The 26,236-nt window shown below is 61.4% G+C and carries 20 protein-coding genes; 9 read left to right on the top strand and 11 right to left on the bottom strand.

Annotated elements, in window-relative coordinates; genetic code table 11:
• Positions 1-51: 51 nt before the first annotated feature.
• On the bottom strand, positions 52-1,038 hold the full coding sequence (locus AB6O04_RS14660; RefSeq protein WP_368564815.1) for a polysaccharide deacetylase family protein: 987 nt from the start codon (positions 1,036-1,038) through the stop codon (positions 52-54).
• Positions 1,039-1,481: 443 nt separating this feature from the next.
• On the opposite strand from AB6O04_RS14660, the gene AB6O04_RS14655 reads away from it, so the two are divergent.
• The 6 genes from AB6O04_RS14655 (at position 1,482) to AB6O04_RS14630 (ending at position 8,500) form a co-directional block, all read left to right on the top strand.
• Complete coding sequence (locus AB6O04_RS14655; RefSeq protein ID WP_368564814.1) at positions 1,482-2,228, top strand: hypothetical protein; 747 nt, start codon at positions 1,482-1,484, stop codon at positions 2,226-2,228.
• A gap of 69 nt (positions 2,229-2,297) precedes the next feature.
• Complete coding sequence (locus tag AB6O04_RS14650) at positions 2,298-2,909, top strand: class I SAM-dependent methyltransferase (RefSeq protein ID WP_368564813.1); 612 nt, start codon at positions 2,298-2,300, stop codon at positions 2,907-2,909.
• The gene (locus tag AB6O04_RS14645; protein WP_368564812.1) at positions 2,902-4,134 is read left to right on the top strand and encodes a glycosyltransferase; all 1,233 of its coding nucleotides are present in this window, start codon (positions 2,902-2,904) and stop codon (positions 4,132-4,134) included. The genes AB6O04_RS14650 and AB6O04_RS14645 overlap by 8 nt, the downstream gene beginning before the upstream one ends.
• Positions 4,124-6,184 (top strand): NAD-dependent epimerase/dehydratase family protein, encoded by a 2,061-nt coding sequence (locus AB6O04_RS14640; RefSeq protein ID WP_368564811.1) that lies wholly within the window; start codon positions 4,124-4,126, stop codon positions 6,182-6,184. The genes AB6O04_RS14645 and AB6O04_RS14640 overlap by 11 nt, the downstream gene beginning before the upstream one ends.
• Positions 6,168-7,394, top strand: a complete 1,227-nt coding sequence (locus AB6O04_RS14635; RefSeq protein ID WP_368564810.1) for a GNAT family N-acetyltransferase — start codon at positions 6,168-6,170, stop codon at positions 7,392-7,394. The genes AB6O04_RS14640 and AB6O04_RS14635 overlap by 17 nt, the downstream gene beginning before the upstream one ends.
• A 5-nt stretch (positions 7,395-7,399) precedes the next feature.
• A complete protein-coding gene (locus AB6O04_RS14630; protein ID WP_368564809.1) occupies positions 7,400-8,500 on the top strand; it encodes a GNAT family N-acetyltransferase in 1,101 nt (366 codons plus the stop codon).
• A gap of 421 nt (positions 8,501-8,921) precedes the next feature.
• Here AB6O04_RS14630 and AB6O04_RS14625 read toward each other — a convergent pair whose 3' ends face one another.
• The 10 genes from AB6O04_RS14625 to AB6O04_RS14580 all read right to left on the bottom strand — a co-directional run bounded on the left by AB6O04_RS14625 (position 8,922) and on the right by AB6O04_RS14580 (position 21,431).
• Positions 8,922-9,257, bottom strand: a complete 336-nt coding sequence (locus AB6O04_RS14625; RefSeq protein ID WP_368564808.1) for a hypothetical protein — start codon at positions 9,255-9,257, stop codon at positions 8,922-8,924.
• A 549-nt stretch (positions 9,258-9,806) separates the two neighbouring features.
• Complete coding sequence (locus AB6O04_RS14620) at positions 9,807-10,163, bottom strand: hypothetical protein (RefSeq protein WP_368564807.1); 357 nt, start codon at positions 10,161-10,163, stop codon at positions 9,807-9,809.
• A gap of 14 nt (positions 10,164-10,177) precedes the next feature.
• On the bottom strand, positions 10,178-10,342 hold the full coding sequence (locus AB6O04_RS14615; RefSeq protein ID WP_368564805.1) for a hypothetical protein: 165 nt from the start codon (positions 10,340-10,342) through the stop codon (positions 10,178-10,180).
• A gap of 501 nt (positions 10,343-10,843) precedes the next feature.
• A complete protein-coding gene (locus AB6O04_RS14610) occupies positions 10,844-11,212 on the bottom strand; it encodes a hypothetical protein (RefSeq protein WP_368564804.1) in 369 nt (122 codons plus the stop codon).
• Positions 11,209-12,135, bottom strand: a complete 927-nt coding sequence (locus AB6O04_RS14605) for an RHS repeat domain-containing protein (protein ID WP_368564803.1) — start codon at positions 12,133-12,135, stop codon at positions 11,209-11,211. Before AB6O04_RS14605 ends, AB6O04_RS14610 begins: the two co-directional genes overlap by 4 nt.
• Positions 12,132-14,705, bottom strand: a complete 2,574-nt coding sequence (locus AB6O04_RS14600; RefSeq protein ID WP_368564802.1) for a hypothetical protein — start codon at positions 14,703-14,705, stop codon at positions 12,132-12,134. Before AB6O04_RS14600 ends, AB6O04_RS14605 begins: the two co-directional genes overlap by 4 nt.
• Before the next feature lie 50 nt (positions 14,706-14,755).
• On the bottom strand, positions 14,756-17,716 hold the full coding sequence (locus AB6O04_RS14595; protein ID WP_368564801.1) for a wall associated protein: 2,961 nt from the start codon (positions 17,714-17,716) through the stop codon (positions 14,756-14,758).
• A 500-nt stretch (positions 17,717-18,216) separates the two neighbouring features.
• Positions 18,217-18,846 (bottom strand): N-acetyltransferase family protein, encoded by a 630-nt coding sequence (locus AB6O04_RS14590; RefSeq protein WP_368564799.1) that lies wholly within the window; start codon positions 18,844-18,846, stop codon positions 18,217-18,219.
• Positions 18,839-20,350, bottom strand: a complete 1,512-nt coding sequence (locus AB6O04_RS14585) for an oligosaccharide flippase family protein (protein WP_368564798.1) — start codon at positions 20,348-20,350, stop codon at positions 18,839-18,841. The genes AB6O04_RS14590 and AB6O04_RS14585 overlap by 8 nt, the downstream gene beginning before the upstream one ends.
• Positions 20,325-21,431: an acyltransferase family protein gene (locus AB6O04_RS14580; protein ID WP_368564797.1), complete on the bottom strand. Its 1,107-nt coding sequence runs from the start codon at positions 21,429-21,431 to the stop codon at positions 20,325-20,327. The genes AB6O04_RS14585 and AB6O04_RS14580 overlap by 26 nt, the downstream gene beginning before the upstream one ends.
• Before the next feature lie 70 nt (positions 21,432-21,501).
• Here AB6O04_RS14580 and AB6O04_RS14575 point away from each other — a divergent pair, with 70 nt between their 5' ends.
• The 3 genes from AB6O04_RS14575 to AB6O04_RS14565 all read left to right on the top strand — a co-directional run bounded on the left by AB6O04_RS14575 (position 21,502) and on the right by AB6O04_RS14565 (position 25,952).
• Positions 21,502-22,680, top strand: coding sequence for a glycosyltransferase (locus tag AB6O04_RS14575; RefSeq protein WP_368564796.1), 1,179 nt, complete (start codon positions 21,502-21,504; stop codon positions 22,678-22,680).
• Between the two features lie 286 nt (positions 22,681-22,966).
• On the top strand, positions 22,967-24,967 hold the full coding sequence (asnB, locus tag AB6O04_RS14570) for an asparagine synthase (glutamine-hydrolyzing) (protein WP_368564795.1): 2,001 nt from the start codon (positions 22,967-22,969) through the stop codon (positions 24,965-24,967).
• Between the two features lie 34 nt (positions 24,968-25,001).
• Complete coding sequence (locus AB6O04_RS14565; RefSeq protein ID WP_368564794.1) at positions 25,002-25,952, top strand: class I SAM-dependent methyltransferase; 951 nt, start codon at positions 25,002-25,004, stop codon at positions 25,950-25,952.
• Positions 25,953-26,236: the final 284 nt, after the last annotated feature.

Here is a 26,236-nt window from a genome sequence, read left to right as displayed (position 1 = left end):
TCACGCCCCTGCTGCGCTCGGCATTCGCTCGCGACGGGGCGCGACAGGTTCTCAAACACGTAATTTGGACGCATAACAAAACACTTCCGGCACCGTCACCATGGCCTCGAACCAGGCGCGGTCCATCTCCCGTTCCACCGGCAAGCGCGGCAGCGCGTAGCGGGTCGCGGGCACCACGTTTCCGGTGCCGGCCATGTAGCTGCAGGCCAAACGGAAGCCGGCGGTGCGCACGGTGTCGACGGTTTCCTGATCGAACGCATCAGGACCGCCGACGGGATACGAAAGCACGCCAGGCACGACGCCCAACTCACGCTCCAGCGCCTGCTTGGAACCGATCACCTCTTTAGCCATCTCCTCCAGCGGCAGCTTGGCCAGCATGCGGTGGCCAACACCGTGGGAACCGATCTCCATGCCGGCGTGGTGCATCTCGCGCAGCTGGTCCCAGGTCATTGGCCGGCAATCCGGATGCCCGTTTTCGCGGGGCATCCGCCATTCTTCTTCCAACCGCGCGATCAGCCGCGCCTGGCCGGCATCGTCCAATGTCTTGATCCGGTCCAGCAACGCCGAAGCACGCGCACGCCGTTCGCCGAGCGTCGCGCCGAGATCCCAATCCAGACCCAGTTCCGGCGCCTGCAGCCGTTCCACCGGCGCCATGCACACCAGGTGCACCAGCCAGTCGTAGGCATAAGGCAGCCCGGAATCGATGTGACCGGTGGAGACGAAAAACATCGCCGACATCTCCAGCTCGCGCAGGATGGGAAACGCGACGCGGTAGTTGTCGTCGTAGCCATCGTCGAACGTGACCAGCACCGCGCCCCGGGGCAATGGCCGGCCGGCGTCGACACAGGCCAGTACCTCATCAAAGCGCATCGGGTGGAAGTGCTTGCGCAGGAACAGCATCTGTTGGCGAAAACCTTCTGCCGATGCGCTGATCAGTTCGGTATCGAAACTGAAGCCCACCGGTTCCGCCGATTCCAGCACGCGGTGATAAGCCAGTACGCGCAAATCATGCCGCGATACCGAACGCAACCGCTTCATCAGCGGCAACATGCCGGCCCTGTGGCACCAGCGCGCCAGCGTTTTCCGGCGGCCCGTCGTCTCCATCGTTTGTATAGACACTCCCCTGCCCGCCATGTCTGCAACCGGCCACCTTGCCTGATGCCTTTAGTACGGAGAATCCAGCAGCATCCGGCCATTGCTGGCAGCCCCGCACGATGACGATGGCCGGATACGCCTGGAATCACCGTCTTGCAATGTGGGGAGTTGTTAGCGTTGGAGCGGAGAGCGGCTGCTCCTTCCCTTCTCCCTTTGGGAGAAGGTGCCCGAAGGGCGGATGAGGGAATGGCAATGACTCGCCATTAGCCTTTCCTACAAGCGGACGCTCCGTTCCCTCATCCGTCGCTGCGCGCCACCTTCTCCCTGGGGGAGAAGGAAAAGAGCCTTCAGAACCAAAAAGCCAAACCACCAGGAGCCACAAATCCATGTCGGACGACACCGACTTCGTCGCACTCTACGATGAGCTGGGCCTGGACTCCGAATGCAGCATGGCGAGCTTCAAGCACGCCTACCGCCGCCGCATCGCCAAGCTGCATCCCGACCACCTTGGCGCGCCTTCCGACATTTCCCGGCTGCAACGGCTCAACCGGTTGTACTCGTCCGCACTGGAATTCCACCGCCTCCACGGCCGCCTGCCGGGCGCATCGCGACCCGTCGGCGCGGCGACCATGCGGCAAACCAGCCACGGCGAGGACGGCAACGCTCTTCATACGCGCGACAAGCATGGTACCGAGAGTGTTGCCAGCACCTCATCGGCAACCATTCCGACCGACACCGCCACCGCGCCGCCAATGGCCGGTTTTCCCCGCCGCCGGCGTTATTTGTTGATGTTGGGACTGCTTGCGCTATTGCTTTACTGGCTGGGCGCGCAGCGGACGTCGGTACCGACGCTGGATCCGGAAGGACCCGGCGATGCGGTGCAACCAGGTTTACGCGCGCCGGATGCCGGGAAACGGATAGCCATCGGCATGGAGCGCGAGCAGGTCCGGCGCATTCTGGGAACCCCGCTGACCGAGCACGAACAACGCTGGGAATACGGGCCGTCCTGGATTGAGTTCCGTTGCGGCAAGGTGACCAGTTGGTACGCGTCACCGCTATATCCATTGCGGGTGGAGAACGACAGTGCTGCCGCTCAAGCGGAGGCGGCATTGAAGGAGCCACCGAGCTGTTGAGAAAAGCATGCTGCTGAACAAGAACGCTGTTGGAAAAGTACGACGTTGAAAAACACAGGGGAAATCGCGATGTTCTCTGGCACCGCCAGGCTGCTGAAAAAAGCGCAAAGACGTCTATGGATGAAGTATGCGTTGCGCGGTGTTGGCGGTAGCGACAACCACTCGCGCCTGGACCTGGCCTACAGCCTGGAAGATCCCTGGAACATGGAATCGCAGCTGGAACAGGCGCGATTCGAAGCCACCAATCGCATCATCGAGCAGGCTTTCGGCCGGGTCGGGTCGCTGCTGGAGATCGGTTGCGGCGAAGGTCATCAGACCAGCTATCTCGCCCGCGTCAGCGATCAGCAATTCGGCATCGATGTCAGTGCGCAGGCCGTCGAACGCGCGCGCCTGCGGCTGCCTGCGGCCGAGTTCGCTGCCGCCGATCTCTTCCAGCAGCCCTGGGGTGAAGAGCGCCATCGCTTCGACCTGGTCACCGCCTGCGAAGTGCTCTATTACCTGAGCGATCCCGCCGCGACGATCGAGCGCATGCGCCACCTTGGCCGCAACGGGCTGGTGACCTTTTTCGCGCCGGCCTGCGGCCGCATCGGCCCGCACCTGGATCGCGTTCCTGGGCTGCACAAGGATTGGATCTATCACGGCGGCACGTCGTGGTTGATCGGGTGGTGGAAGGATGCTTGACCCGCGCGAACCGCTGAAGGAGGCAACGTTGAAGAACGTCGGCGTCGTCTACTTCGGCAACGACTGGCATGCGGAGAACCGTACCAGCAGCCATCACGTCGCTACCCGTTTGGCGCGGACCATGCCGCTGCTGTATGTCGATTCGCCCGGCATGCGCGCACCCAGCGCGTCCGGCCGCGACTTCAAACGCGCGTTTCGCAAGATATTCGCCGCGCTGAAGCCACCAGTGAAGGTTTCGGAAAATTTCTGGCATTGCACCGTGCCGCAGCTGCCGTTCCGGCGCGTGCCGGGCGTGGAAGCCTTCAACCGTCTGTTCAGCCGTTGGGCGGTGCACCGTGCGTTGCGGCATGCCGGCATTACCCGGCGAATCTCATGGTTCGTAGTGCCGCACCCGGGCTTCATGGCCAAGCACCTGGGCGAAGAGCTGTGCGTGTTCTACTGCATCGACGACTACGCCGCGCATCCTGGCGTGGACCCCGCGATGATCGCGCAGCGCGATGAAGCACTCAGCCGCGACGCGGACCTGTTGTTCGTCGCGCCCCCTGCGTTATTGGAAACCAAGCGCGCACTGAATCCGTCCACCGTGTTCGCGCCGCATGGCGTGGACGTGGAACTGTTCCGCCGCGCCTGCGATCCGCAGACCGAAGTGCCCGCCGCCGCCCGTAGGCTTTCCGCACCGGTGATCGGCTATATCGGCTCGGTGCACGAATGGATCGATATTGAACTGATCGCCTGGCTGGCCAGGGAGCGTCCGCATTGGTCGTTCCTGCTGGTAGGCCATGCCGCCGCCGATGTGTCCACCTTGCGCGCTCTGCCCAACGTGCACCTGGTCGGCGCGCAACCGTATGCAACATTGCCCGCATGGGCCAAGGCATTCGATGCCGCCATCATTCCGTATCGGTTGAATCGCCAGGTCGCCAACGCCAATCCGCTGAAATTGCGCGAATACCTGGCGACCGGAAAACCCGTCGTCAGCGTGCGCAACGCCGAGATCGAGAAGTTCTCGCGCTGGGTGCGTATCGCCGACGACCATGCCGGTTTCCTGGCCGCGCTGAATGACGCCATCCACGATCAAGGCGAAGAAGCCACCGCCGCACGCATCGCCGCTGTCGCCGACCAGACCTGGGACCGCCGGGTCGAGGACGTGCTGGACACGGTCGCGCAGGCGATGGCACTGCGCCAACAAAATTCCCCCCTCTCATTACCGGTTACCCATGGCAACTGATTCCCTCCCCAAATTGCGCGTGGCCGTCGTCGGCGCGGGCTATGTCGCCACGCATCACCTCGCCGCACTGAAGGCGCTCGATTTCGTCGAGATCGTCGGCATCTGCGATACGCAGTTGCCTGCCGCGCAGGCGCTGGCGCAGCGCTTCGGCGTGCCACTGGCCGCGGCGTCGCTGGCCGAACTGGCCCCCGCTCGCCCGCAGGCGGTGCATGTACTGACGCCGCCGTCTTCGCACGCAGCTATCGCGCTTGCGGCGATGGAGATGGGCTGCCATGTGTTGGTCGAAAAGCCGATGGCCGATTCGGTGGCCGATTGCGAAGCCATGATCGCCCGCGCGAGCGAAAAACGCCTGACGCTGGGCGTCAATCATTCCGACCTGTTCGACCCGGTGCTACTGCAGGCACTGGATGCAGTGCGCAACGGACGCATCGGCGAGGTGCTGTCGGTCGATATCGTGCGCAACTCCGAATACCCCGCTTATGCCGGCGGTCCGCTGCCGGGTTCAGTCACGCAAGGCTCGTATCCGTTCCGCGATCTGGGTGTGCATGGCCTCTACACCATCGAAGCGTTTCTGGGCGAAGTGAAGCAACTGGACATCGCCTATCAGGCGCGCGGCACCGACCCGAACCTGCATTTCGACGAATGGCAGGCACACGCCCATACCGAGCGTGGCGTCGGCCGGCTGCTGCTGTCGTGGAATGCGCGCCCCATGGAGAACCGGCTGTTCGTACGTGGCACACGCGGCACCATCGAGGTGGATCGCTTCCTGCAGACCTGCCGCATCCATCGCGTACTGCCCGGGCCGAAGTTCATCGGCATCGTGATGAACTCGTTCTTCAGCGCGGTCAAGGATGTCTTCCGCATTCCGTGGAATGTGGTTCGTTTCGCCACCGGCATGTTGCAGCCATCGCCGGGCATCCGCCGCGGTGCGCAGGACTTCGCCAAGGCCGTTCGCCATCAGATGCAGCCGCCATTCGGCGGCGAAGACGCTTTGCGTATCGCCAAGCTGCTGGAACCCGTCTGCGCTGAGCCGGATCGTTTGCGCCTCAAAATGCTGGAAAGCAGCTACGCTCCGCTGGAACCGGCCGATGCGCTGGTGACCGGTGCTGGCGGATTCCTGGGTCGGCGCTTGGTAGCCCGCCTGCGCAAGCGCGGCCAGCGCGTACGCGTTCTGGTGCGTCGCCCGGTGGCCGAATACGCCAACGATTCCGGTGTGCAGATGGTGGTCGGCGACCTGGGCGATCCGCGCATCGTGGCGCATGCCGTGGCCGGTGCATGCGTGGTGTATCACGTGGGCGCTGCCATGCGCGGCAGCGTGCGCGATTTCGAAGCAGGCACGGTCTGGGGCACGCGCAACGTCATCGACGCCTGCGTGAAAAGCCAACCCAAGCGGCTGGTCTATGTCAGCTCCATGAGCGTTTTCGACCATGCCGGTCGCGATCCGCAGGGCACGATGGTCGAGGCTTCCGCGTTCGAACCGCATCCCGAATGGCGCGGCGCCTATACGCAAACCAAGCTCAGCGCCGAGCGCGACGTGCACGCGGCCATTCGCGATCACGGCGTGCCGGCGGTGATCCTGCGCCCGGGCCAGATATTCGGACCGGGCGCGGAACGCGTGACGCCCAATGGCGTGATCGGATTGGCCGGGCGCTGGGTGGCGGTCGGCAGCGGCGCCATGACGCTTCCGTTGATCTATATCGAAGACGTCATAGACGCATTGCTGCAAGCAGCCGAAGCGCCCGACGCGGTGGGACGCGTGTTCAACGTGGTCGATCCGCATCCCGTCACGCAGCAGGCTTATCTGGAACGTTGCCGCCGCAAGTTGGGCGATGAGATCAAGGTCATACGCACGCCTGCCTGGGTATTCATGATGCTGGGGTTCGGCGTGGAGATACTCGGCAAGCTGCTGCGGCGCGATGTGCCATTGACGCGTTACCGCGTGCGTTCGCTGCGGCCGCTGGCCAACTTCGACCTGTCGGCGGCGCGCGACGGCTTGGGCTGGACTCCACGGATCGGTGTGGAAAAAGGTCTCGATGCAACCTTTGGCTGAACCCACCCGTTTGCTACGCCCTGATCAGCCACTTGATGGCAACACCGCCCGGTCCGCCACGGCCGCAGCTCCCGTTGCCCTTGGGCTCCCCAGCGCGGACGGCGACTACTACGTCCGCTTGCAGCCGCTACCGGATCTGGACCGACTGGAAGTGCGGTGGCGCGAAATGGAACGTCAAGCGGACGTCAGTTATTTCGTCAGCTGGCATTGGATAGGCGCCTGGCTGGCGCTGATCTGTCCACCACGGCTTGCCCGTTTAGCCTCGGTGTACCAGAACGGACGGCGGGTGGCGATGGGCGTTTTTACCGTGCGCCGTCGCTGGTTCGGCTTGGGCCCCATGCATCTTCGCCTGCATGAAGTCGGCGACAAAGCGTTGGATAACCTGACCATCGAATACAACGGCCTGCTGTGCGAACGCGGACACGAACGCGAAGCGCTGGCTGCGGTGATTCGCTACCTTACGCGCGCCAATTCCCGCTGGCTGACGTTCTATCTGCCGGGTGTCGACACCGACAGCGTGCCGTTCGACCGCATTCGGTCCGACACGGTCGATACCCGTATCATGAAACGCTCCACGCATTATGTGGATCTGGCAGCACTGCGCGATAGTGGCGGCGATTATCTTTCCACCGCACTCAGCAGCGGCGCGCGTGCCGCGGTGCGCCGCACCGCTCGCAAGTTGGAAAGCCAATTCGGCGAATTGTCGGTGATCGTCGCTGACACTCAAGAACAAAAGCTGGCGTTCTTCCACGCGATGGTGCAACTGCACCAAGCACATTGGAGCGGCGAGCAGGACGAACACGGCGCCTTCGGCGATCCGCGCATCCTGCATTTCCACGAGAGCCTGATCACCGATGCCACGACCGACGAAGGCGAAGGCGCGCAACTAGTGCGTCTGGATGCGGGCGGCCATGTGGTGGGATACGTGTACAACCTGGTATGGCGAGGCGTGGTCTATTTCTACCAGGCCGGCATCGACTATCCCCGCTTCGGTGACTTCGGCAGCCCGGGCCTGCTGTTACTGAGCCGTACCATCGAGCGCACATTGGAGGATGGCCACGCACGTTTCGAACTGATGGCGGGCGATTCCGAATACAAGCGCACGCTGGGCGTGGCCGAAGGCAAAATGATCTGGCTTTCGCTTGATCGCATTGGCTGGACGTCGCGGCTGCGACGGGCGTGGTGGTCACTGACGCGACGGGACGGCTAGAGCCTGTGAACGTCAGCCTGACCTGGCAGCCGCTTGCCGGCCTGGACGAAGCTGCCATCGCGTCCTGGAGCGAACTGGCGCGCAAGGCGGAAAAGCCCAACCCGTTCTCCGCGCCGGAGTTCGTATTACCCGCCGCGCGTTGGCTGACGCCAGAGCACACGCCGTGGATCGCATCGATATACCGATCAGGCGAACTCATTGGCGTGGGCTGCTTTACGCCCGAGCGCGCGAACCTCTTCATACCGGTGCCGCATCTGCGCAGCTACCGCTGCGCTCATTCGTTCCGCTCCGGCCTGCTGCATTTGCCAGGAGAATCAGTCGCTGTCGCCGAGGCGCTGCTGCGCTTCCTTCGCGACGACAAACCTCGCCGGCATGCATTGGCTTTCCACAACGTGATGGCCGATTGCCTGGTGATGGAAACCATGCGGCGGCAACTGCGCACCGCGGGCGGACGCTGGTTCGAACGCCACCGCTTCCACCGCCCGGTCCTGCGCCTGAACACGCAGGAAGAGGTCGTGAAGCGTCTTCCCTCCGCCGTGGTCAAAGACCTGCGCCGCCGCCACCGACGCCTGCAAGGCCGCGGCGAAACCACCTTCCGCATCCTGCAAGGCCCACAAGCCAACGGCCGCGCCACACAAACACATCTGGAACTCGAACACGACGGCTGGAAAGGCGACGCCGGCAGCTCCCTGCTCAGCTCGCAGGCACACACCCGTTTCTTCCAGGAAATGATGGAACGGTTCCGCCAAACCGGCGCCGCCGTATTCGCCGAGACTCTATGCGGCGGAGAAGTCATCGCGTCCAGCAGCAACCTGCTGCTAGGCGGCACATTGAACGGCTTCAAGACCGGCTGGCACCACGGCTACGCCGCCGCCAGCCCCGGCCGCTTGAACGAACTACTGCTCTTCGAACAAATGCCCACCCTATGGCCGCACGCCACCACCTTCGACAGCCAAGCCCAGCAGGACTCCTACCTGGCCAACATGCTGCCCGATCGCGAGACCATGATGACGGGTGTGTTGACCACGACGCAGCTGAGCAGTCATGCGATGACGGCTGCAAGGTTTCTGCGGCCGCTGGCTTATAGATTGGAACGCGACAGCTAGAGCATTTTTGCTTCAGCTGTTTACGGAAAGACGAGAACCGGAAGCCGGCAGGTTTCGCTTTTTCTTCCCCCTTCGAAGAAGGGGGATCGAGGGGGATTTGCCTTTTGCTCTCCCCGCATCAAAGCAACAACGTTGATGTGCCGAGACAGCAATCTGTTAGCACGAAAAAGCTCCAGTCAGCGGGCTTTGCTCCACGTAGAGCGGAGCTTGCTCCGCTGCTCTTTGTTCCGGAAGACAAAAGGCAAGAACCCTCGCTCAACAGAGCAGAGCAGCGGAGCAAGCTCCGCTCTACGCATAAAAAACGACGAGCAGACGAGAACCTGTCGCCAAAAGCTCCCGATCTAGCCCCATATCTACCAAGCCAAAATAAGCGCTCTCTCAGATACTAACAACACCAAGAATGCCCCACCGCCCAGCGATATCATGAACTAAGCATCGTATAGATAAGCTCACAGTCGGGCGTGCCTTCAATGATCCTTACACGAACATCCTTTCCCATAACGGAGGCCGTCAAAAGCATCGAGTAAATTTCCGCATGCCGCTTGTTGGTTTCCCTCAACGTAATGAATACCCCTTGAGACAACGTGCAATTGAGCACTGACTTGTTGTCCGCATCCATGTCTATGTATACGTGTCCGGTTGATCCGTGCGGATACAGGGTTTTCACCTTCCCCGTACAACCTGCTGGATCGCAGACCCCTGCAAGTGAAAGTGCGGGGATCTGCAGCGCGAGAACCGCAAGTACCTTTTTAATCACTGGAGCACTCCTTGGTGGTAGTTGATGTGTAACTTCTTCCTGACTCCGACGCCCCCCGGTTTTGAGTAGCGCACCGATTTGGAGTCCAATTCCCCGAGAGAAGGAGATTGGACGTGAGGAAGCGCTATACCGGAAAACATACCAGAAGGTCCGAGCGAGTAGGTTTCCCCTGCTTCTGAGAGACATTCCAGTGAGTGGCCGCTGATCGAATATCGGCAATCAGCGAGGCCATAGGGGTCGACGAAGTTAACCGGATTGCTTCGCGCAAGGCATAAACAGTTCGACCCGACGTGCGTCGTCGTAGTCGGTGATGATTTCTCTTGATGAGATAAGGGCTTGGCAGTGTTGCGAGCATTGAAGCGGGTTCCGGCCTTGGCAAAATTTCCTAGACGCGCCTTTTTTGACCTACAGCGCAGCCACTGTCAAGCGGATAAGCAAGTAGCCCAGGCAAGACCAAACGCCGCACCTGGGAACGTTGAATATCCGTGTAAGTCGCCCCGGGTGCGCTTCGCTTACCCAGGCTACGCTGGCTTACCCAGGCTATGCTGGCTATAAAATGAGTACCCAATACCAAATTCCTGCTGTTAGCAACACAGGAAAGATTAGATACATTTTTGAGCGATGAAGTCCCATCCAAATAAGCGCCCCCAGCAATCCGTAGAGCAGCATATTTCCTGCCACCGAGACCAGTACCAACCCGTAGTTACTATCGTCTGGGTCGCCAAGCAAGAGTATCGATGTTGGCCAAATAAGAAGTCGCAGAGTGTTGGAGCCTGAAGCGGTCAATAGTCCATCTTTAAACTCAGGAAATGCTCCTCCAACACCATAATAGAGGAGCGACCAAACAATCGGGATTGACGCACCCAGCGCGACAGAAACAATAACGGCCCGAGCAAAATTATTCATCGATATACCAAAATTCAAGGCTTGCCAGGAAGATCTTTAAAGAATGGTTTCGGCTGAATCGCTGAAGATGATTGCACTCCGCCACGCAGCAGAACTTGACGTACAAAATTAACGCAATTATTGCCTGTGAGCTGGTACTCACCTGGATTCTTGGCCACTGCGTGCATATAGGCGGCCATCTTTTTATCTTGCTCTGCGCTGGTTTCTATTGTTTTGCACTCTTGTCGCTTCCCGAGCTCATCTAAGCGCAATGTTCCAGGAGTGCCCGTTACTGGATTTCCAGGAGCATCCGATTGAGGGTAATAACCCGCTGTCGTGTCCGTATTTATGCCAGCCCCAACATGTCCGAATCCACCAGCCCCACTGTAACGACAAGCCGTAATATCTGATCCCGACGGGTCAGCATTTGAAATTGGGTTTCCTTCAACATAGGCATAGGTGTTAACACCTCCCGCTAACCCAATCGGATCGTGGGGATGCCTCAGACTCTGACCCCTGTTTTTCGTGGCCGCATTGCGCTCACGGATCGCTGCCAGACTATCTTGATCTGCGAACGCACCAACCAGAGTTCACGGTGGACGGCCGACAAGAGCAACGCAAGACGTTAGTGGCGCCGCCAGCATCGGCAACGAAGCCGCAGAAGTGACAAGCCCCCCAGGACGGGCTTGTGCTCTTGTCGGTTAAGGCTTCGCAAAGACTACGATCTGATCCGGTTCAGCAGGATTATTCGCAAAGACTTTGACACTAGTTGAGATTGTCGACACCGGCAGGGTAAGCAGCCTTTCGTTCAAAACGTTGCAGACCGACAACTCTTTATTCGGGGTGGACAACTCGCCATCGAAGACCACTTCACCAACCTCCATGCCTTCCAGATCACTGGTCAGAGTGATTGCGGTTTCCCCATCGGGGGCGGCTAATGTGCCGATTGCAAGGCATGACTCGGTAGCGACAACAAGTTCCGAAGTGATCTGGTCTGGCACCACCCCAGCCTCGTAATCCATAACAAGAATCAGAGAGTTGGGGGGTGAGAAGGTAATGGTTTCTTTCATGGGTCTTTCTTCCTCAATTCCTTGATGACATCAAGCCCTTGCTGTTTGCTACAAGTCAAACATTGCGGATACAACTGCTGCGGAGCGTTCGTGCTATTGAGTCTCGATACAGGCTGGTGATCGGGAACAAAGTTTCCGCTCTTGGTGCCAGGATTCGTCGTTCCGCACGTGTGACAGCCGCTCGCCTGGCCGATCTTGTTTACTGCCGCACGTTCTGCAGTGGTAAAAGTCTGTGCTGAAGATCGTGCCGGCATCGAAGCACCAGCGAATGGGCCAGGCTTAAGTGTACTTGCAGTACCGGTCACTCCCGCAGCAGCGCCGACTTCGCTAACAATTGCTGTCGTCGTCGCAGGATTGGCAAGCGCTGCCATCCCTACTTCCCATCCGGCAATGGCAACTACTGGCGCCATAACAACAGCAAGCGCGCCACCAATGGTAGGGCCTAGCCAGTCTTTCGGACTTGGCGGCGGCGTCTTGAGATAAGTTCCTGCCTCCCTCGATATCGAGTCAAAATCTCTCGATTGCCGTCCATCCGGGTCGGTGAACTTATACGGATTGTTGAAGGCGTAGGCGTAACGATTGAAGAACCGCATGTCGCCCTTGTCGTAGGCCGTTACGGGATCAACGCTAAGGAAGCACCCACACTGCGGATCGTAATAGCGCTGCTGCATATACGTCAGCCCAGTCGCCGCGTCCTGCACATGCCCGGTAAACCCAATACCACCATAGTTGGGCTGGCCGATGATCGCCCCGTACGGTTCGTAGTCAAGCCGCTCAATCACTTGCCCCGCTTGGTTGGTCACCGCCACCGGACTGCCCAGCGCGTCGGTGTGGATGTACTCCACCGTGGTCTGCGCCTGCGCCAACGGCCCTCCACTGACCAGCAGCAGGCCCAATAACCATCGCAACAGGTACCGGCTCATTCGGCACCTTCCGCGGTGGTGGTTTCCTGGCGCAGGTCCATCGCCTGCACCGACTCAATACCCCCGCCGCCGCCCGGCGGATACGCCGGCGCCGACCAGCCCGAACACCCCACGCCATTGCACGCCCGCACCGTGTACGGCGCCAGGCAAGTCTGCGGGCTGGTCTGCGAGAACCAGGTATTGCCGCCTTGATAGATAGTGCCCCCTGAGTTTCGCAGCTCGTAACTGCTTGCCCCGCTTGAAGCACCCCAGGCCGTTTCGCACGCGTGGGACATCTGCGCCGCATTCAAACCCGTCGGCGTCGGTGGCGTCGTCAAGGTGATGGCCTTGATGGCGGAATCGCCGCCGCAGCCGGCTGCATTGCAGGCCCGTACCCGGTATTCATAGGTCCCCGGGGCCTTGCCGGACACTACTTTGCTGGTCGTCGCGGCATTGTGGATCTGTGCCCAGGCGCCACCATTGCTGCGCTCTTCCAAGGGATAGGACGTTGCCGCGCTCACCGCTGTCCAGCTCACTACGTAAGCGCCGGTGGTGCTACCCGCTGGCACCGTCAACGATGGCGCACTGGTCGGCGGCAACGTCACATGGGTGGCGGCCACTGCGCTATAGGCCGCACAACCGGCAACATTGCACGCCCGCACCCGGTATTCGTAGGTGCCAGCCGCTTTGCCGCCGATGGCGCGGCTATTGCCGGCGGCGTTGTGGATGAGCGTCCAGTTGCCGCCAGAAGGCCGTTCTTCCAACTGGTAGCTGGTCGCCGCCGCCACGCTACCCCAACTGACCGTGTAACTGCCCGTCGTGCTACTGGCTGGCGCAGCCAGTGATGGCGCTGCGGTCGGCGGCAACGTCACCTGTATCGCCTGGACGGCCGTTAGCGGTCCGCAACCCGCCGCATTGCACGCTTTGACTCGATAGCCGTAACTGCCTGCCGCCTTGCCGCTGATGGCTTTGCTGCTGCCGGCCGCGTTGTGGATCAGTGCCCAGCTGCCGCCGCTTACCTGCTCTTCCAACTGGTAGCTGGTCGCGCCCGCTACCGCCGTCCAACTCACCGTGTAGCTGCCGGTGTAGCTGCTGGCCGGCACCGTCAACGCCGGGGCGCTGCTGGGCGGGTGAACGGATTGGGTGGTGGCGCTTGCCGAGGTCGGTCCACAGCCGGCCGGGTTGCAGGCCTTGACCCGGTAGCTGTAGCTGCCCGCCGCCTTGCCGCTGTAAGCCTTGCTCTGGCTGGCGGTGTTTTGCACGCTGGCCCAGCTGCCGCCGTTGGCACTTTCTTCCAATGTGTAGGTGCTCGCCGCGCTCACCGCGGTCCAGCTGACGGTGTAATTACCGTTGGGCGCACTGGCCGGTACGCTTACGCTCGGTGCGCTGGCCGGCGCCAGTTCCACTGCGGTCGTGCCGGTGTTGCTCCAGCCACCGCAACTGCTGGCTTGGCATGCCCGCACGCGATAGCTGTAGCTGCCACCGCCTTTGCCGGTATAGGCCTTGCTGAGACTCGCGCCGGTATAGGCTGCCGTCCAGCTGCCGCCGTTCACCGCCTCCTGCAACTGGTAGCTGGTCGCGGTAGCCATCGCGGTCCAACTGACGGTATAGCTGCCGCCGGCGTTATAGCCGGGCGTGGTCAGGCTGGGTGTGCCGGGGGCCACCACGGTGGTGACCTTGGCCACCATGCTGCCGGCCAGGGTGATGTATTCGTAGTGCTTGCCGGTGCGGTGATCTTCTTGCCGGCGTAATGCGCCGTCCTGGCCGTACATCGACAGGATGTGCGCCTGCCCGGGCGTGGAAGCCTGCACCCGGCGGCCGTGACCGTCGTAGCGGTAGGTTTCCTTGTCGGTCGTTTCGCGCAGGCGATTGCCGAAGTCGAACGCGTACTGCTGACCGTTCTTGATGGCCAGATTGCCTTGTTCGTCGTAGGACACCCCCACGATCGTCGCGCCGGCGGTGTTCTGGATGCTCAGCAATCGATTGGTGTTGGATTCGTAATAGTAGTCGGCGTAATCCTTCACCCCGGCCAGCTTCCAGGACCTGAGATTGTCCACCGCATCGTAAGTAAAGCGGTGCCAGTGGTCGCCGCCGAACATCGCCGAGCCGGCCGCCGTCAGCCGGTCCAGGCCGTCGTACTCCAGCGTGCGGCTGTAGTTCGTCCCGCGCACCAGGTCGTGGATCTGCGTCGGGTTGGCGTTGCGGTCGTAACCGTATTCGTAACCCACCACATTGCCCGACTGCACCCGCAGCGGCAGCTGACGTGTGTTCTGCGTCATCGCATGCACGATGCCGTTGCCGTAGGTGAACTGATGGATGGCCCCGTTGGGGTAGTAGCTGACGCCGGTGGCGTAGGCGCCGGCCTGGGTCGGCTGGCCCAGTGCGTTGGGGGCGAAGTCCACCTGCAATCCGCTGGGATAGGTCAGTTGGGCCAAGGCGCCGTTGCCGTCGTATTGGTAACCCAGGTTCCAGGTGTACCAGCTGGGCTGGTTGACGTTCTCGCTCGTCAGCAGGCGCCGTTTGTTGTAGCCGTAGCTGTTGACGACCGGGTCGCCGCCATTGCTGTTGTGCGTGGTGATCGTGGCCGGCAAACCATCGGGCGTGTAGTCCCAGACCTGGTTGCCGCGTCCGTCCGGGAAGCTCAGCGTCTTGAGGGGTGGCGGGCATCGTAGGTGCGGCTGGCCTTGCGTGCGGCGACGGTGCTGGTCGTGCCACCGGCTTCGCAGATGGCATTGACTGGCAGGCCGGCCGAGGACCAGGCCAGGTTGCCGGCATTGTCATAGCCCATCAGCGTAGCCCCGGTCTCCGGCTCCACGGCCTTGCACAGCTGCTGGTAGCCATCGTAGCTGTAGCTGCGCGTCACCAGTTGTGTATTGCCGGCATCGCGTCGGGTCAACGAAGTCGGTTTGCCGAACACATCGCGTGCAATGTCGGTGCGGGCGTTCTCCGGGTGCTGGATCCACACCGGCGCGTCATAGCTCGGCTGATCAAACACCTGGTAACCCGTTAGCGTCACTTGGTTGCGCGGGTTGGTGACCCGCGTTTGGAAGCCTGGCAGGTACTGCGTCAATGTCGTCAGCGGTGTGCCTTCGCTATCCTGCGACACCGACGCCACTCGGCCCAAGGCATCGTATTCAGTCCAGATGCCCGTAGTCAGGGCATCCGTGGTGCCCGGGTAAGAGGCGAATGTGGTCCGGCCTTCGTGGTCGTAGGCGAAGCGGCTGAAGCGTTGGGTGCCGGCCACGTTGGCGGCGTCGTATTCCTGAGTGACCAATGGCCGCCATAGCGCATCGAAGTAGGCGATCTTGCGGGCGTTGCCGGTGCTGATGGTCTGCCGCCAGTGACCGGCGCCGATGCCGTACTCCGTCGCCGCGACCGGTTCGAACACCTGAGTGGTGGTGTGCCACACCGTCGTGTCGCCGGTGGGGTAAATGATACTGGCCAGCCGCCCCATCGCATCATGGGTGTAATGGGTGGCCACCTCGTTCTCGTCGGTCACCTGGGTGATCCACCCCGACGGATTCACCACCGCCGACTGGCTGCGGGTGTCTGCGTAGGTAATGATGCGAGGAATGCCGCGGTACCAACTGCCCAATGTGGTGATGTGGTTGTTGCCGTCCTTGACCGTCGCCACGGTGCCGTCGGCGTTATAGGTCAATGTTTGCACCAGCTTGCCGGAAGTACCGGTCGTACCCGGGCCGTAGTACCGCAACGGCAGCGCCGTAGCCGGATCATGTTCGGCGCGCGACAGCACTACGTTGGGCGTGGTGTTGAGGTTGGTGACACTCAGCGTCTGACCCAGTACCCACTTGGCCAGATGGTCGTGATAAGCGGTCACATCCGTGCGGGTATGCCAAGGACTTTGCCGCGTTACGCTCAATGGGCGGGCGAAGCTGTCAAAACTGTTGATCGAACGGGTAAGCGTCGTTCCTTGCTCCGTCATGGTGCTTGCGACGTGCGGACGATGATACTCGGCGGCAAAGCCATCACCTTTCTCTCTTGCACTGGTACCGTATCTAGCGGGATAGGCCGCTGCCGCCTGACTAAGATCGTAAGTGTTGGCCGTGGTCCGCAGGACCGTCGAAGCGCCCGTACCATTTTCTGTTTTAACTAATTTGCCCTCGTTGTAGCGGTACGTGTTGCCGTAGTAATAGCGAGTCCAGTCGCCACCCGGTCCAGTGACCAAAGTCTGACTGCTCCTGGCGCAGCTTTCGGAGGTGCAAGGCGGCAGGCTGCAATCGGTGCCTGCCGGACAAACGGGATTGCCGGCGGAACTGCCGGGATAAAAATAGAAACTCTGATTGGCCGTATAGCCGTAGGTCCACTGCGTGATCGGCAGACCAGGGCCGGTGACTTTTTTGGATTTGAGCGAGAACGCTTCGTAGAAACCCGTCCATTGGTTGACGTCATCGTTCATGTCGTTGCCGGTTGGAGGCAACCCGGTCGTGAAGTTCGAACAGCTCACCGGTACGCTGCTGCGACCATGGGTCTGGATACTCACGGTGAACTCGCCCACCGCTCCTGAGGGATGGGTGATAGTCCCGGCATATTCCAGCGGCGCCAGCGGCGCGGCATTGAAAAAGCAGCTTCGGGCCGGCTCGGCTGCGGTACCGAGCGGATAACGAATCACCGCTCGCGACAAGGCCGCAAGATCAATTGACCAGCGACTGGTGTCCGGCAACACGACGGCGGTGAGCGTACGTTGCCCATCACCCGCGTCGCCGTAGTGATACTGCCAAGTGCGGCTACCGTCGCTGACGCTGCTCACGTGCCCACTGCTGTTGTATTGGACCGTGATCGCGCGCCCGTCGGTGGCCGTGATGCCGGTCAGTCGGGCCGGTGCATTCCACGCGTTGGTGTAGGTGTAATCGACCCGATTGCCGAAGCGGTCTTCCACGCGCGTGGCATACAGCACGTTCTTACGGCGTTGTGCGACCGTTCCGCCGAACGCCTTGAGTGGCGGCTCCCAATACTGGGCCATCCAATCGAACCAGTAGCGGGTGCCATCAGGCGTGGTCGCAATAAAGCCTTCGCCCGTTCCGTTCCGAATCTCGGCCAGGCACGCCACATGAATATGGCCACCGACGTACCAGTAGTAAGGCCCGCCTACAGCAGGTTTTGTCGTTGCCGCATCGGTCAGCAGCATCTCGCCGCCGCCCACGCCAGGAATGGACAGATTATTGCCCTGCCAGATATCTTCCACCACGAACTCGTATCCCGGTGTCGGTGGTCGAGCCGCATTAGTCGTAGTGACCGAGCAGCGCTTGCCCGGATTGCCGGCGGTAGAGCCCAGCCAATCGGAAGCGAAGACACCGCTAATGTGCGGCACCTCCAGGCTCCAATCGGCAAGCGTCGCATCGTTGCGATAGTCCTTGCGATTGCTCACTGAGAAGCTGCGCGAAAACGCTACAGGCAGCGAGCCATTGCCTGGAATGCTGACGTCGGTGGCACTGAAGGACAGTGCGCCATTGGACAGGCTGACCTGATCACCAAACAACTCCGGCCCCAATGGTTGAACCTTGCCGCTGGCTTTCACCCGGTTGCCGAACTCTTCCCACGTATACCGGCCGTCCTGAGCCATTGCCGTAATGCTTGTCAGCATCAGCAAGGCAATCATCCATCGCCCTGCCGCTCTGTGATTTTTAAGGCAAGCGCCTGCAACAGCATCAAGCCGGCTGATTGGCCGCTCCTGAATTCCCCTCACCGTTCTTCCCTTGGTCCCTTGCGGACCGAATTCCTTGAGCCCCTCTTCGCAACACCCCTGCGAAGCACATGCTGCGGAACATATCCTGGCCGGAAGACAAAAGAAAGACGGAAATATTGGTAAATGCATGTACCAATATTGGCTGAGCTCGACATCGGGGAAGTGGTAGAGCCGAGACTTATGTTTGCTATCAATCCGTATGGTGGCGATGTTGGCACAGCCTCTCTGTAGGAGCGGCGGCTTTCAACAGCCGAACTCCGGGTCGAGTCGCGACCGGAAACATCAACGTCGCGACTTATGTCGCTCCCACAAGGAATCCATCCGTGCGTTGTAGAGCCGAGCAGCGGAGCAAGCTCCGCTCTACGAGGAGCGAGCCGCTTTGCTCGGGCGTTGATGAATCAGGCGATCATGCCGCGATGCCAGGCGTACTCTTCCTGGCTCAACCATAGCAAGCGTTGTGCAGGGCGCAACGCTTGCGGTGGTGGAAATCCTTCTGGTGGGCGTCCACGCAGCAGCAATCGCTTGCCTATTGAAAGCGAGCACACGGTAGCGACCTTGCTAAATCCCATTTTCTCGTGCGCGCGCAATGAGGGGTAGTTGTAGGAATCGACGTCGGACAGGAATTGCTGTGGTCCGCTATCGACGGTGCAGGCGTGATCCATCAGGGCGGCGATCAGTCTTTTTCCACGCCGCTCAGGCGACACGAAAGCATCGCGCGCCCATGCTTGGGTATTGTCCAGTGGGATCATCCACCGCAGTTCGTCCAAGTAACGTGGAACCGCGTGCGCCACCCAGAACCAGCCAACCAATCCTTCGTCTTCCTCAATGGCGAAGTAGCGCAAGCCATGTTGGAAGCGGCGCAGGATGCGGGCCATATCGCCACGTCGACCGAAACGGCGGTCCGTTTGCGAGACTCTCTCCGCATCTTCCGCACGCAGTTCGATGAAGCGCTGCCCTTCCGCCAACGGCTTGGGCGGTGCGTCCCCACGGCTGCGGCTCAGCAGGACGATGGTATTGAACTCAATCATTCTGTACACCTGGAGAAGCGACTAGGGTGCGCTGCAGTTCCGCTTTGCCGGTTCCGCTGAGCAGGCGCAGGACATCTTTCAGCAGATCATTTCCCAAGAAGGCCAATGCGGCCGGATACAATGCCGCACCCAAGGCGATTTCGCATACCAAGCCCAGCACCGGTGCGCCCTGCCAGTCGCTCATCATGGCCCGCAGCAGCAGCACGCCGGCGACCATCACCATGCATGCTGCCGTCACCCGCAATAACGGTGTACCCAATCCATGCAGGCTCAAGCCATGGCGGCGACACGCCGCTATCGATAGCGCGAGTTGCGCAACTAGCGCAATACCTACTGCGAACGATGCCGCTACCACGCCCCACCGCGACAACAGTACAAGCGCCCCTACCAATACCAGCACGGTCAGCAGCTCAATGCGCAGCGCCGTGCCGTTTTCGCCCAGGGCGCCCAGAAACGAGGCCAGCATGAAACTTGCCGGCGCCAGCACCGACACCGCTGCCAACACGCTGAGCAGCGGCGCCACTTGCGACCATTCCGGTGGCAGTAGCGCAGCGACGAGTGTCGGAGCGCATACGGAAAGGCCGAACGCCATCGGGAACAACACCACCGCGGTGAGTCCCAACGCACGCACGATCAGTGGCGCGCGGTCCGTCGGTTGAGCGCGGACGATTGCCGGCATCATCACCGTGCCGATGTGTCCACCTACGTAGATCGCGGGCAGTTGTGCAAGATTGAAGGCCATGCCGTAGGCGCCGGCATTTTCGGCACCCAGCAAGCGCAATACCAGCGGCTTGTCCCAGTAGCGCGCGCCTTCGCTCAGGGTGATCTCTCCTGTGATGGGCGCGCCGAACCGGAAAATATCGCGAAACCGCGCCGCGCTGACTATCACCGGCGTCAACCAGCTGCGCCAACCGGTACCGGCGATGGTGATGGCGGCGATCACGCAGGACTGCGCGATGAATCCAAAAATCATCGCCTGCCCGCCCAACTGTGTTGTGCTGACCAACGTCACCGCAACCAGCGCATAGGCCACATCGCCCAAGGCCGTGGCCAAGGCAATGCGAGCAAAGCGCAATTCGCGCGCCAGCAGTTTGTCGGGTATCGCGCCCAGCCGCCGGATGCCGATACCGATCAGCGCGCCCGGCAGATATTCGGCTAGTCGTGGTGTGTCGAACCAGGCAGCCAGCGTCGGTGCCATCCACCAGAGTCCAGCGATAACCATGAGACCGAAAACCAGATAGAACACGCTGGCGGCGAAGATAGCTTCCCTGCCCTCACCACCGCGCACGATGACGTATTGTCCGCAGCCCCAGGCGGAAATCCAATTACCGGTCAGCGCGATGATCGTCGCGACCGTCACCTCCGCGACGATACCCGGGCTGAGATGACGTGCGATCAGCAGCGTACCGACCAGTCCGACTCCGCGGCCGAGCAAGCCGGCGCCGATGCTCCATGCGGCTGCGGAAACTATCTTCTGTTTATCTGTCAAACCGATGCCCCGCATTGCAAGCTGCGTGCCCTGCAGGCGAGCGGCTCTCGGGATTCTGTCCCCGCCAGTCCGGTGTCCGCCATAGGCTTCGGCGCTGCCAGCCCGTGCGGATCCAACGCATCGCGGGCTTCTCCACGCCATAGCTCAACAGCACCGCGAGACCCATCGACATGCCCGCTGCCAGCAAGCAGGCGACCAGACTGGACACGCCGGCGCTTTCCAGCCGATAGATCACGCTAAAGCCGATGGCTTGGTGGATCAGGTAAAGCGAATAGGAAATACCGCCCAGGAAAACGAACAGCCGCATATTGAGAAAGCGAAGGCAGCCCAGCACCAACAGCGTGAAAATAGAGCAGCAGACCGTAGCCACCAACAAGAACAACGGCTGCTCGGCTACCGCGATGGCCAACAGGCACAGCCCGATCATCGCCAGGTTCAAACGCCGCTCCTGTGGGTAGGCCCGCAGGCGAAAGAACAAAATGCCCAGTGCGAAGAAGGGAATATGGCGCAGGATCAGCAGCTCTCGGATCAAATAGGGAAAATGCCCACCGCGCTGCGTCACCACGCCATTGAAGACTGCCAGGAAAAGCCAGCCAGCGATGATCCAGTGAATGCGCTTGAGTTGGCCGACCATGAACCAGAACAGCATCTGCACGTAGAAGAACAATTCCACCTGCAGCGTCCAATAGGAGCCATCCAGATGCTCGGCGCCCAGGATGTCCTGCACCATGGTGATGTTGAGCAGCAGATCCGGCAACGGCAATGCCTGCTGGGGCAAGCCGATGCTGTAGACGACTATCGCAGTGATGGTCAACGCCACCCAGTAACCGGGAAACAGGCGGGAAAAGCGCGACACCACGAAGTCCATCGCGCTACGCGAGCGTTCCAGGGTCATGAAGATCACGAAGCCGCTGATCAGGAAGAACAGATGCACGCCATACTTGCCGGCCAGCAGGCTGGACAACGGCCCGCCCACGTGGCCTATCTCCTCCGCATACCGCGTTGTGTAGTGGTAAGCCACCACCGCCAGGGCGGCGATACCCCGCAAGGCATCCAGTTCCACCACACGCGAGGAAGGCGACGTTCCGTTATGCATCTTTTGCTCTCTATCACCTCGATTGCATGCTCCAGATAACGCTGCTTACGTGCGATATCGGCCAGCCCGCATGCGCCTGCTGATCGTCACTTCCCAATTCCCCATTGCCGGGGAACCGAACCGCGGCCGCCCCGTGTACCAGACGATTCGTGAGCTGGCGCGACTGGCGACGGTCAAGGTGGTCAGCCCCGTCGCCACGTACCCGCGCTGGGCACAGCCGCGCAGCTATCTGTTCCGGCCTTCGGACCCGCAGCAGTCGGTATCTGGCTGCGAAGTCGAATACGTGCGCTATCCGGCACTGCCGGCGGTGTCGCGTCCGTTCAATGGTTGGCTGTGCGGGCGTGCCATCGGGCCAGTGTTGCGCGATTTCGCTCCCGATCTGGTGTTGTCCTATTGGCTGTACCCGGATGCCTATGGCGCGATGCTGGGCGCGCGGCGTGCGGGCATACCGCTGGTGGTGGGCGCACGCGGGTCGGACTTGCGAGTGCGCGATGCCATCAGCCGCCGCCTGACTCGCCCTGTGCTGCATGCCGCGCAGCGCTTGCTGGTGGTCAGCGAAGACTTGGGCCGTGTCGCTGTGCGCGACTACGGCGCCGACGCGGCGCGCATTCGCGCCATTCCCAACGGTTGCGATGCGGCCATCTTCCATCCGGCCGACCGCGCGGATGCGCGGGCATCGCTGGGCATTTCTACCGACGATGAGCTCATCGTCTACGTGGGCCGTCTGGTGCCGGAAAAAGGCCTGCGCGAACTGCTTCAAGCAACACGCGAACTATCCGCAACGCGGCCCCGCTTGCGGCTTGCGCTGGTGGGCGAAGGTCCGCTGCAAGCCGAGCTTTCCGCTGCCATCGCCGCCGATCCTTCGTTGCGGGTGACCTTGGCGGGCGCTCAGCCGCCGGCCGATGTCGCACGCTGGATGTGCGCGTCCAACGTGGTGACCTTGCCCAGTTATTCGGAAGGCCACCCCAATGTACTGGTCGAAGCGCTGGCTTGCGGTCGTCCTGTCGTGTCGACGCCGGTGGGGGGGATCCCTGAAGTGGTGGATGAAACCTGCGGATTGCTGGTACCTGCACGCAACCCGCAAGCGTTGGCGACTGGTCTGGGGCAAGCGTTGGATTGCGACTGGGACGAGGGCGCACTGGCACGGCGATTTTCGCGCGACTGGCGCCAAGTTGCGCAGGACACGTACACCGCATGCGAAGAAGCCTTGGCGGAAGCACGCGCGGCCGATTCTGTATTTGTTAGCTAGAGCATTTTGTTCTAGGTGCCAACGGATCAGCCCGCCGACGCTTTTTTGCTCTGATCGAGGAAGGCGACGCGCTTCTCAACAGCCGAATGGCTGGTCAAAGCAAATCCCCCTCAATCCCCCTTTAAGAAAGGGGAGGCAAGAGCCAATGCAATCTTCGCCTCTCCTCTGACCGCTGACCCCTGGCCCCTGCCCCTCACCCCTGGCCTCTGATCCCCAGTCTTCACGTAAACAGCTGAAACAAATGCACTAACTACTCTCAACGACTACGCCAGGAGCGACTTGACCGATGTGCGGAATTGCAGGCTTCAGCGGACCCGATGTCGTCACCGGCATCACGCGCCCCTTGCTGGAGCGGATGATCCATTCGCTCGCCCATCGCGGGCCGGACGGCTACGGCTACCACGCCGAACCCGGCGTCGGTCTGGCCCACGCGCGGTTGTCGATCATCGATCTGGCCACCGGCGATCAGCCCATCCACAACCCAAGCCGCACAGTGTGGACCGTATTCAACGGCGAGATCTTCAACTACGTGGAGCTGCGCAAGGAGCTGGAAGCCTCCGGCCACCGCTTCTATACGCAGTCGGACACTGAAGTCATCGTCCACTTGTATGACCGCTATGGCGACGATTTCGTTCAACACCTCAACGGCCAATTCGCCATCGCCTTATGGGATAGCAGGCGCCAACGTCTGCTGCTGGCGCGCGACCGCGCGGGCATCCGTCCGCTGTTCTATGCACGCAGCCGCGGGCGCACCTGGTTTGCTTCGGAAGTAAAGGCGCTATTGGCGGTGATGCCCGAGTGCGCGCGCCTGAATCCCCGCGCACTGATGCAGACGCTGACCTATTGGTCGGCGGTGGACCCGGATACGTTGTACGAAGGCGTGCAAAGCCTGCCGCCGGGGCACGTGCTGACCGTCGAGCGCGATGGCCGGCAACAGCTGAAGTCCTATTGGGATTGGACCTTCCCGCCTGAGGAAGAAACCTCGCCTTCGCGTTATCCGCTCACTGTCGAACAGGCCACGCACGAGTTGCGCGAACTGCTGGTGGACGCCGTTCGTTTGCAGCTGCGTGCGGATGTGCCGGTCGGCGCGTATCTGAGCGGAGGGCTGGATTCTTCCGGCATCGTCGCGCTGATCCGCCGCTTCACCGATACACCGGTGCGCACGTTCTCGGTCGCGTTTGAGGACGGCGAGTACGACGAAAGCGAATATCAGCAGACGATGGTGCGGCACCTGGGCACCGACCACACCACGCTGCGCTGCACACGGCGCGACATCGGCGAAGCGTTTCCGCGGCTGATTCGCCACACCGAAACGCCGGTGCTGCGTACCGCGCCAGTACCGCTCATGCTGCTGGCCGGCAGCGTGCGCCAGCACGGTTACAAAGTGGTGCTGACCGGCGAAGGCGCTGATGAAGTGTTCGGCGGCTACGACCTTTTCAAGGAAGCCAAGATCCGCCGCTTCTGGGCACGGCAGCCCGAATCGAAGTTGCGGCCGCGTTTGCTGGAACGGCTGTACGGCTATCTGCGCAATTCACCCGTCAGCAACCCGGCTTTCGCCCAGTCGTTTTTCGGCCAAGGCATGGAACACCTGCACCGGCCGATCTTCGCGCACGTGCCGCGCTGGACGACTTCGCAACGCGCTCTATCGCTGCTGTCATCCGAGCTGCGTGCCACGGCTTCGGCATGGAATCCGTTGGATGCGTATGAACAAACGCTGCCGCCGGACATCCATCGCTGGAGCGGTTTGGCACGCGACCAATATGTGGAAGCAAAAACGCTGTTGGCCGGCTATCTGCTGTCCTCGCAAGGCGACCGCGTGGCGATGGCGAATTCGATCGAAGCGCGTTTTCCATTCCTGGACCATCGCGTCATCGAGTTCGCCAACCGCCTGCCGCCCAGTTTCAAGATCCGCGGCATGACCGAGAAATACCTGCTGCGCCGCGCATTGGCCGATCTGCTGCCCGCCGAAATCGTGAACCGAACCAAGCAGCCGTATCGCGCGCCGGACAGCCAGAGCTTCTTCTTCGACGGCAAGCCGCTGGACTATGTGGCCGATCTGATGAGTGAAGAGCGCATACGCGACGCTGGTTACTTCGATGCATCCGCGGTGGGCCGGCTGTTCGAGAAATGCCGCCAGGGCCGCAGCACCGGGTTTGCCGACAACCAGGCTTTTGTTGGCGTGTTGTCGACGATGCTGGTGCACCATCAGATCCACGCGGCACCCGCATCGCGTGACCCGGAGCGAGCAGCTTCACCTTCGCCGGCCGCTGCGGTATCCGCCGGCTGATTCCTTCACCCTCTTATCCAAGTCGAGGGCGCACATGCATTGGCGAGTAAAAGGCGCGGTTCAGAAGGTCTTGGGCGTCATGCCGGGCGGCACCGCCCTGCACTATCGTCTGCAGCGCAGGTTTGGCGGCCTGAGCAACTTCGATCGCGAGTTGTCCATGAAGGTGGACGATTGGAAGATCATGATCGGCCACCTTCGCCAGACCGGGCTTCGCATCGAAGACAGCCGTTTGTTCGAAATCGGTACCGGCTGGTACCCCACTTTTCCGCTGGCCTGCTATCTGGCCGGCGCGCGGCGAGTTATCACCTACGATCTCAACCGGCATCTTCAGCCCAATCTGTTGCGCGCCTGCATTGCCGGCCTGGAACGCTCGCTGGAGTTGATCGCGCAGACCAGCGGCGCCGCGGAAGCCGATATACGCGCCCGATACGCGCGCCTGCAGTCCGCCATTGCCGAAGGTCAGGACCTGGAGCACGCCACCGAGGGCGTGGTGCATTATCGGGCGCCGGCCGACGCCACCCGCACAGCATTGGACGAAGACGAAGTAGACGTGGTGTTCTCCAACAGCGTGCTGGAGCATGTGCCACCTGAGGTGATCGACGCCATGTACCGCGAGTCGCAACGCATCCTGGCGCCGGGCGGATTGATGTTTCATTCGGTCAATTGCGGCGATCACTACGCTTATGTGGATCGCAACATCCATCAGCTGAACTACTTGCGCTATTCGGATCGCCAGTGGAAATACTGGAACAATGCCTTCCTGTATCAGAACCGCATGCGCGCGCACGAGTTCGTCGATCGTGCGGTGGCCATGGGTTACGAGATATTGTTGGACACTTCGACTGCTCGCCCGCAGCGCTTGCAGGAACTGGCGGAAATGCCGGTGCATCCGCAGTTCGCGTCCGTTCCTGCGGAGAAGTTGTGCATTACCAGCGTGGATTTCATTGCGCGGAAGCTTGGCCCGCGGCCGAGCGCAGTCTCGTAGAGCGGAGCTGCGCCTCGCGATAACACCGAGTCGATAGCAATGAGGCCGTCGCAACGGCAGGCGATAACAAACAACTGCGTTTCGGCCGCCCTCCGTAGAGCGGAGCTTGCTCCGCTGCTCTAAACAAAGAGCAGCCGAGCAAGCTCGGCTCTACAAAGGCGCGGATCAATTCCTTGTGGGAGCGATGTAAGTCGCGACCGGAAACATCAACGTCGCGACTCACATCGCTCCCACAAGGACGCTATGCCGATGCTGCTGCCATGACGAGTTGAGCGGCCACATAG

Origin of the sequence: Pseudoxanthomonas sp. UTMC 1351, assembly GCF_040948865.1 — a bacterium.
Taxonomy (GTDB): Bacteria; Pseudomonadota; Gammaproteobacteria; order Xanthomonadales; family Xanthomonadaceae; genus Pseudoxanthomonas_A.
The sequence above is the reverse complement of the archived record's forward strand: the minus strand, read 5'-3'. Positions and strand labels throughout refer to the sequence as shown.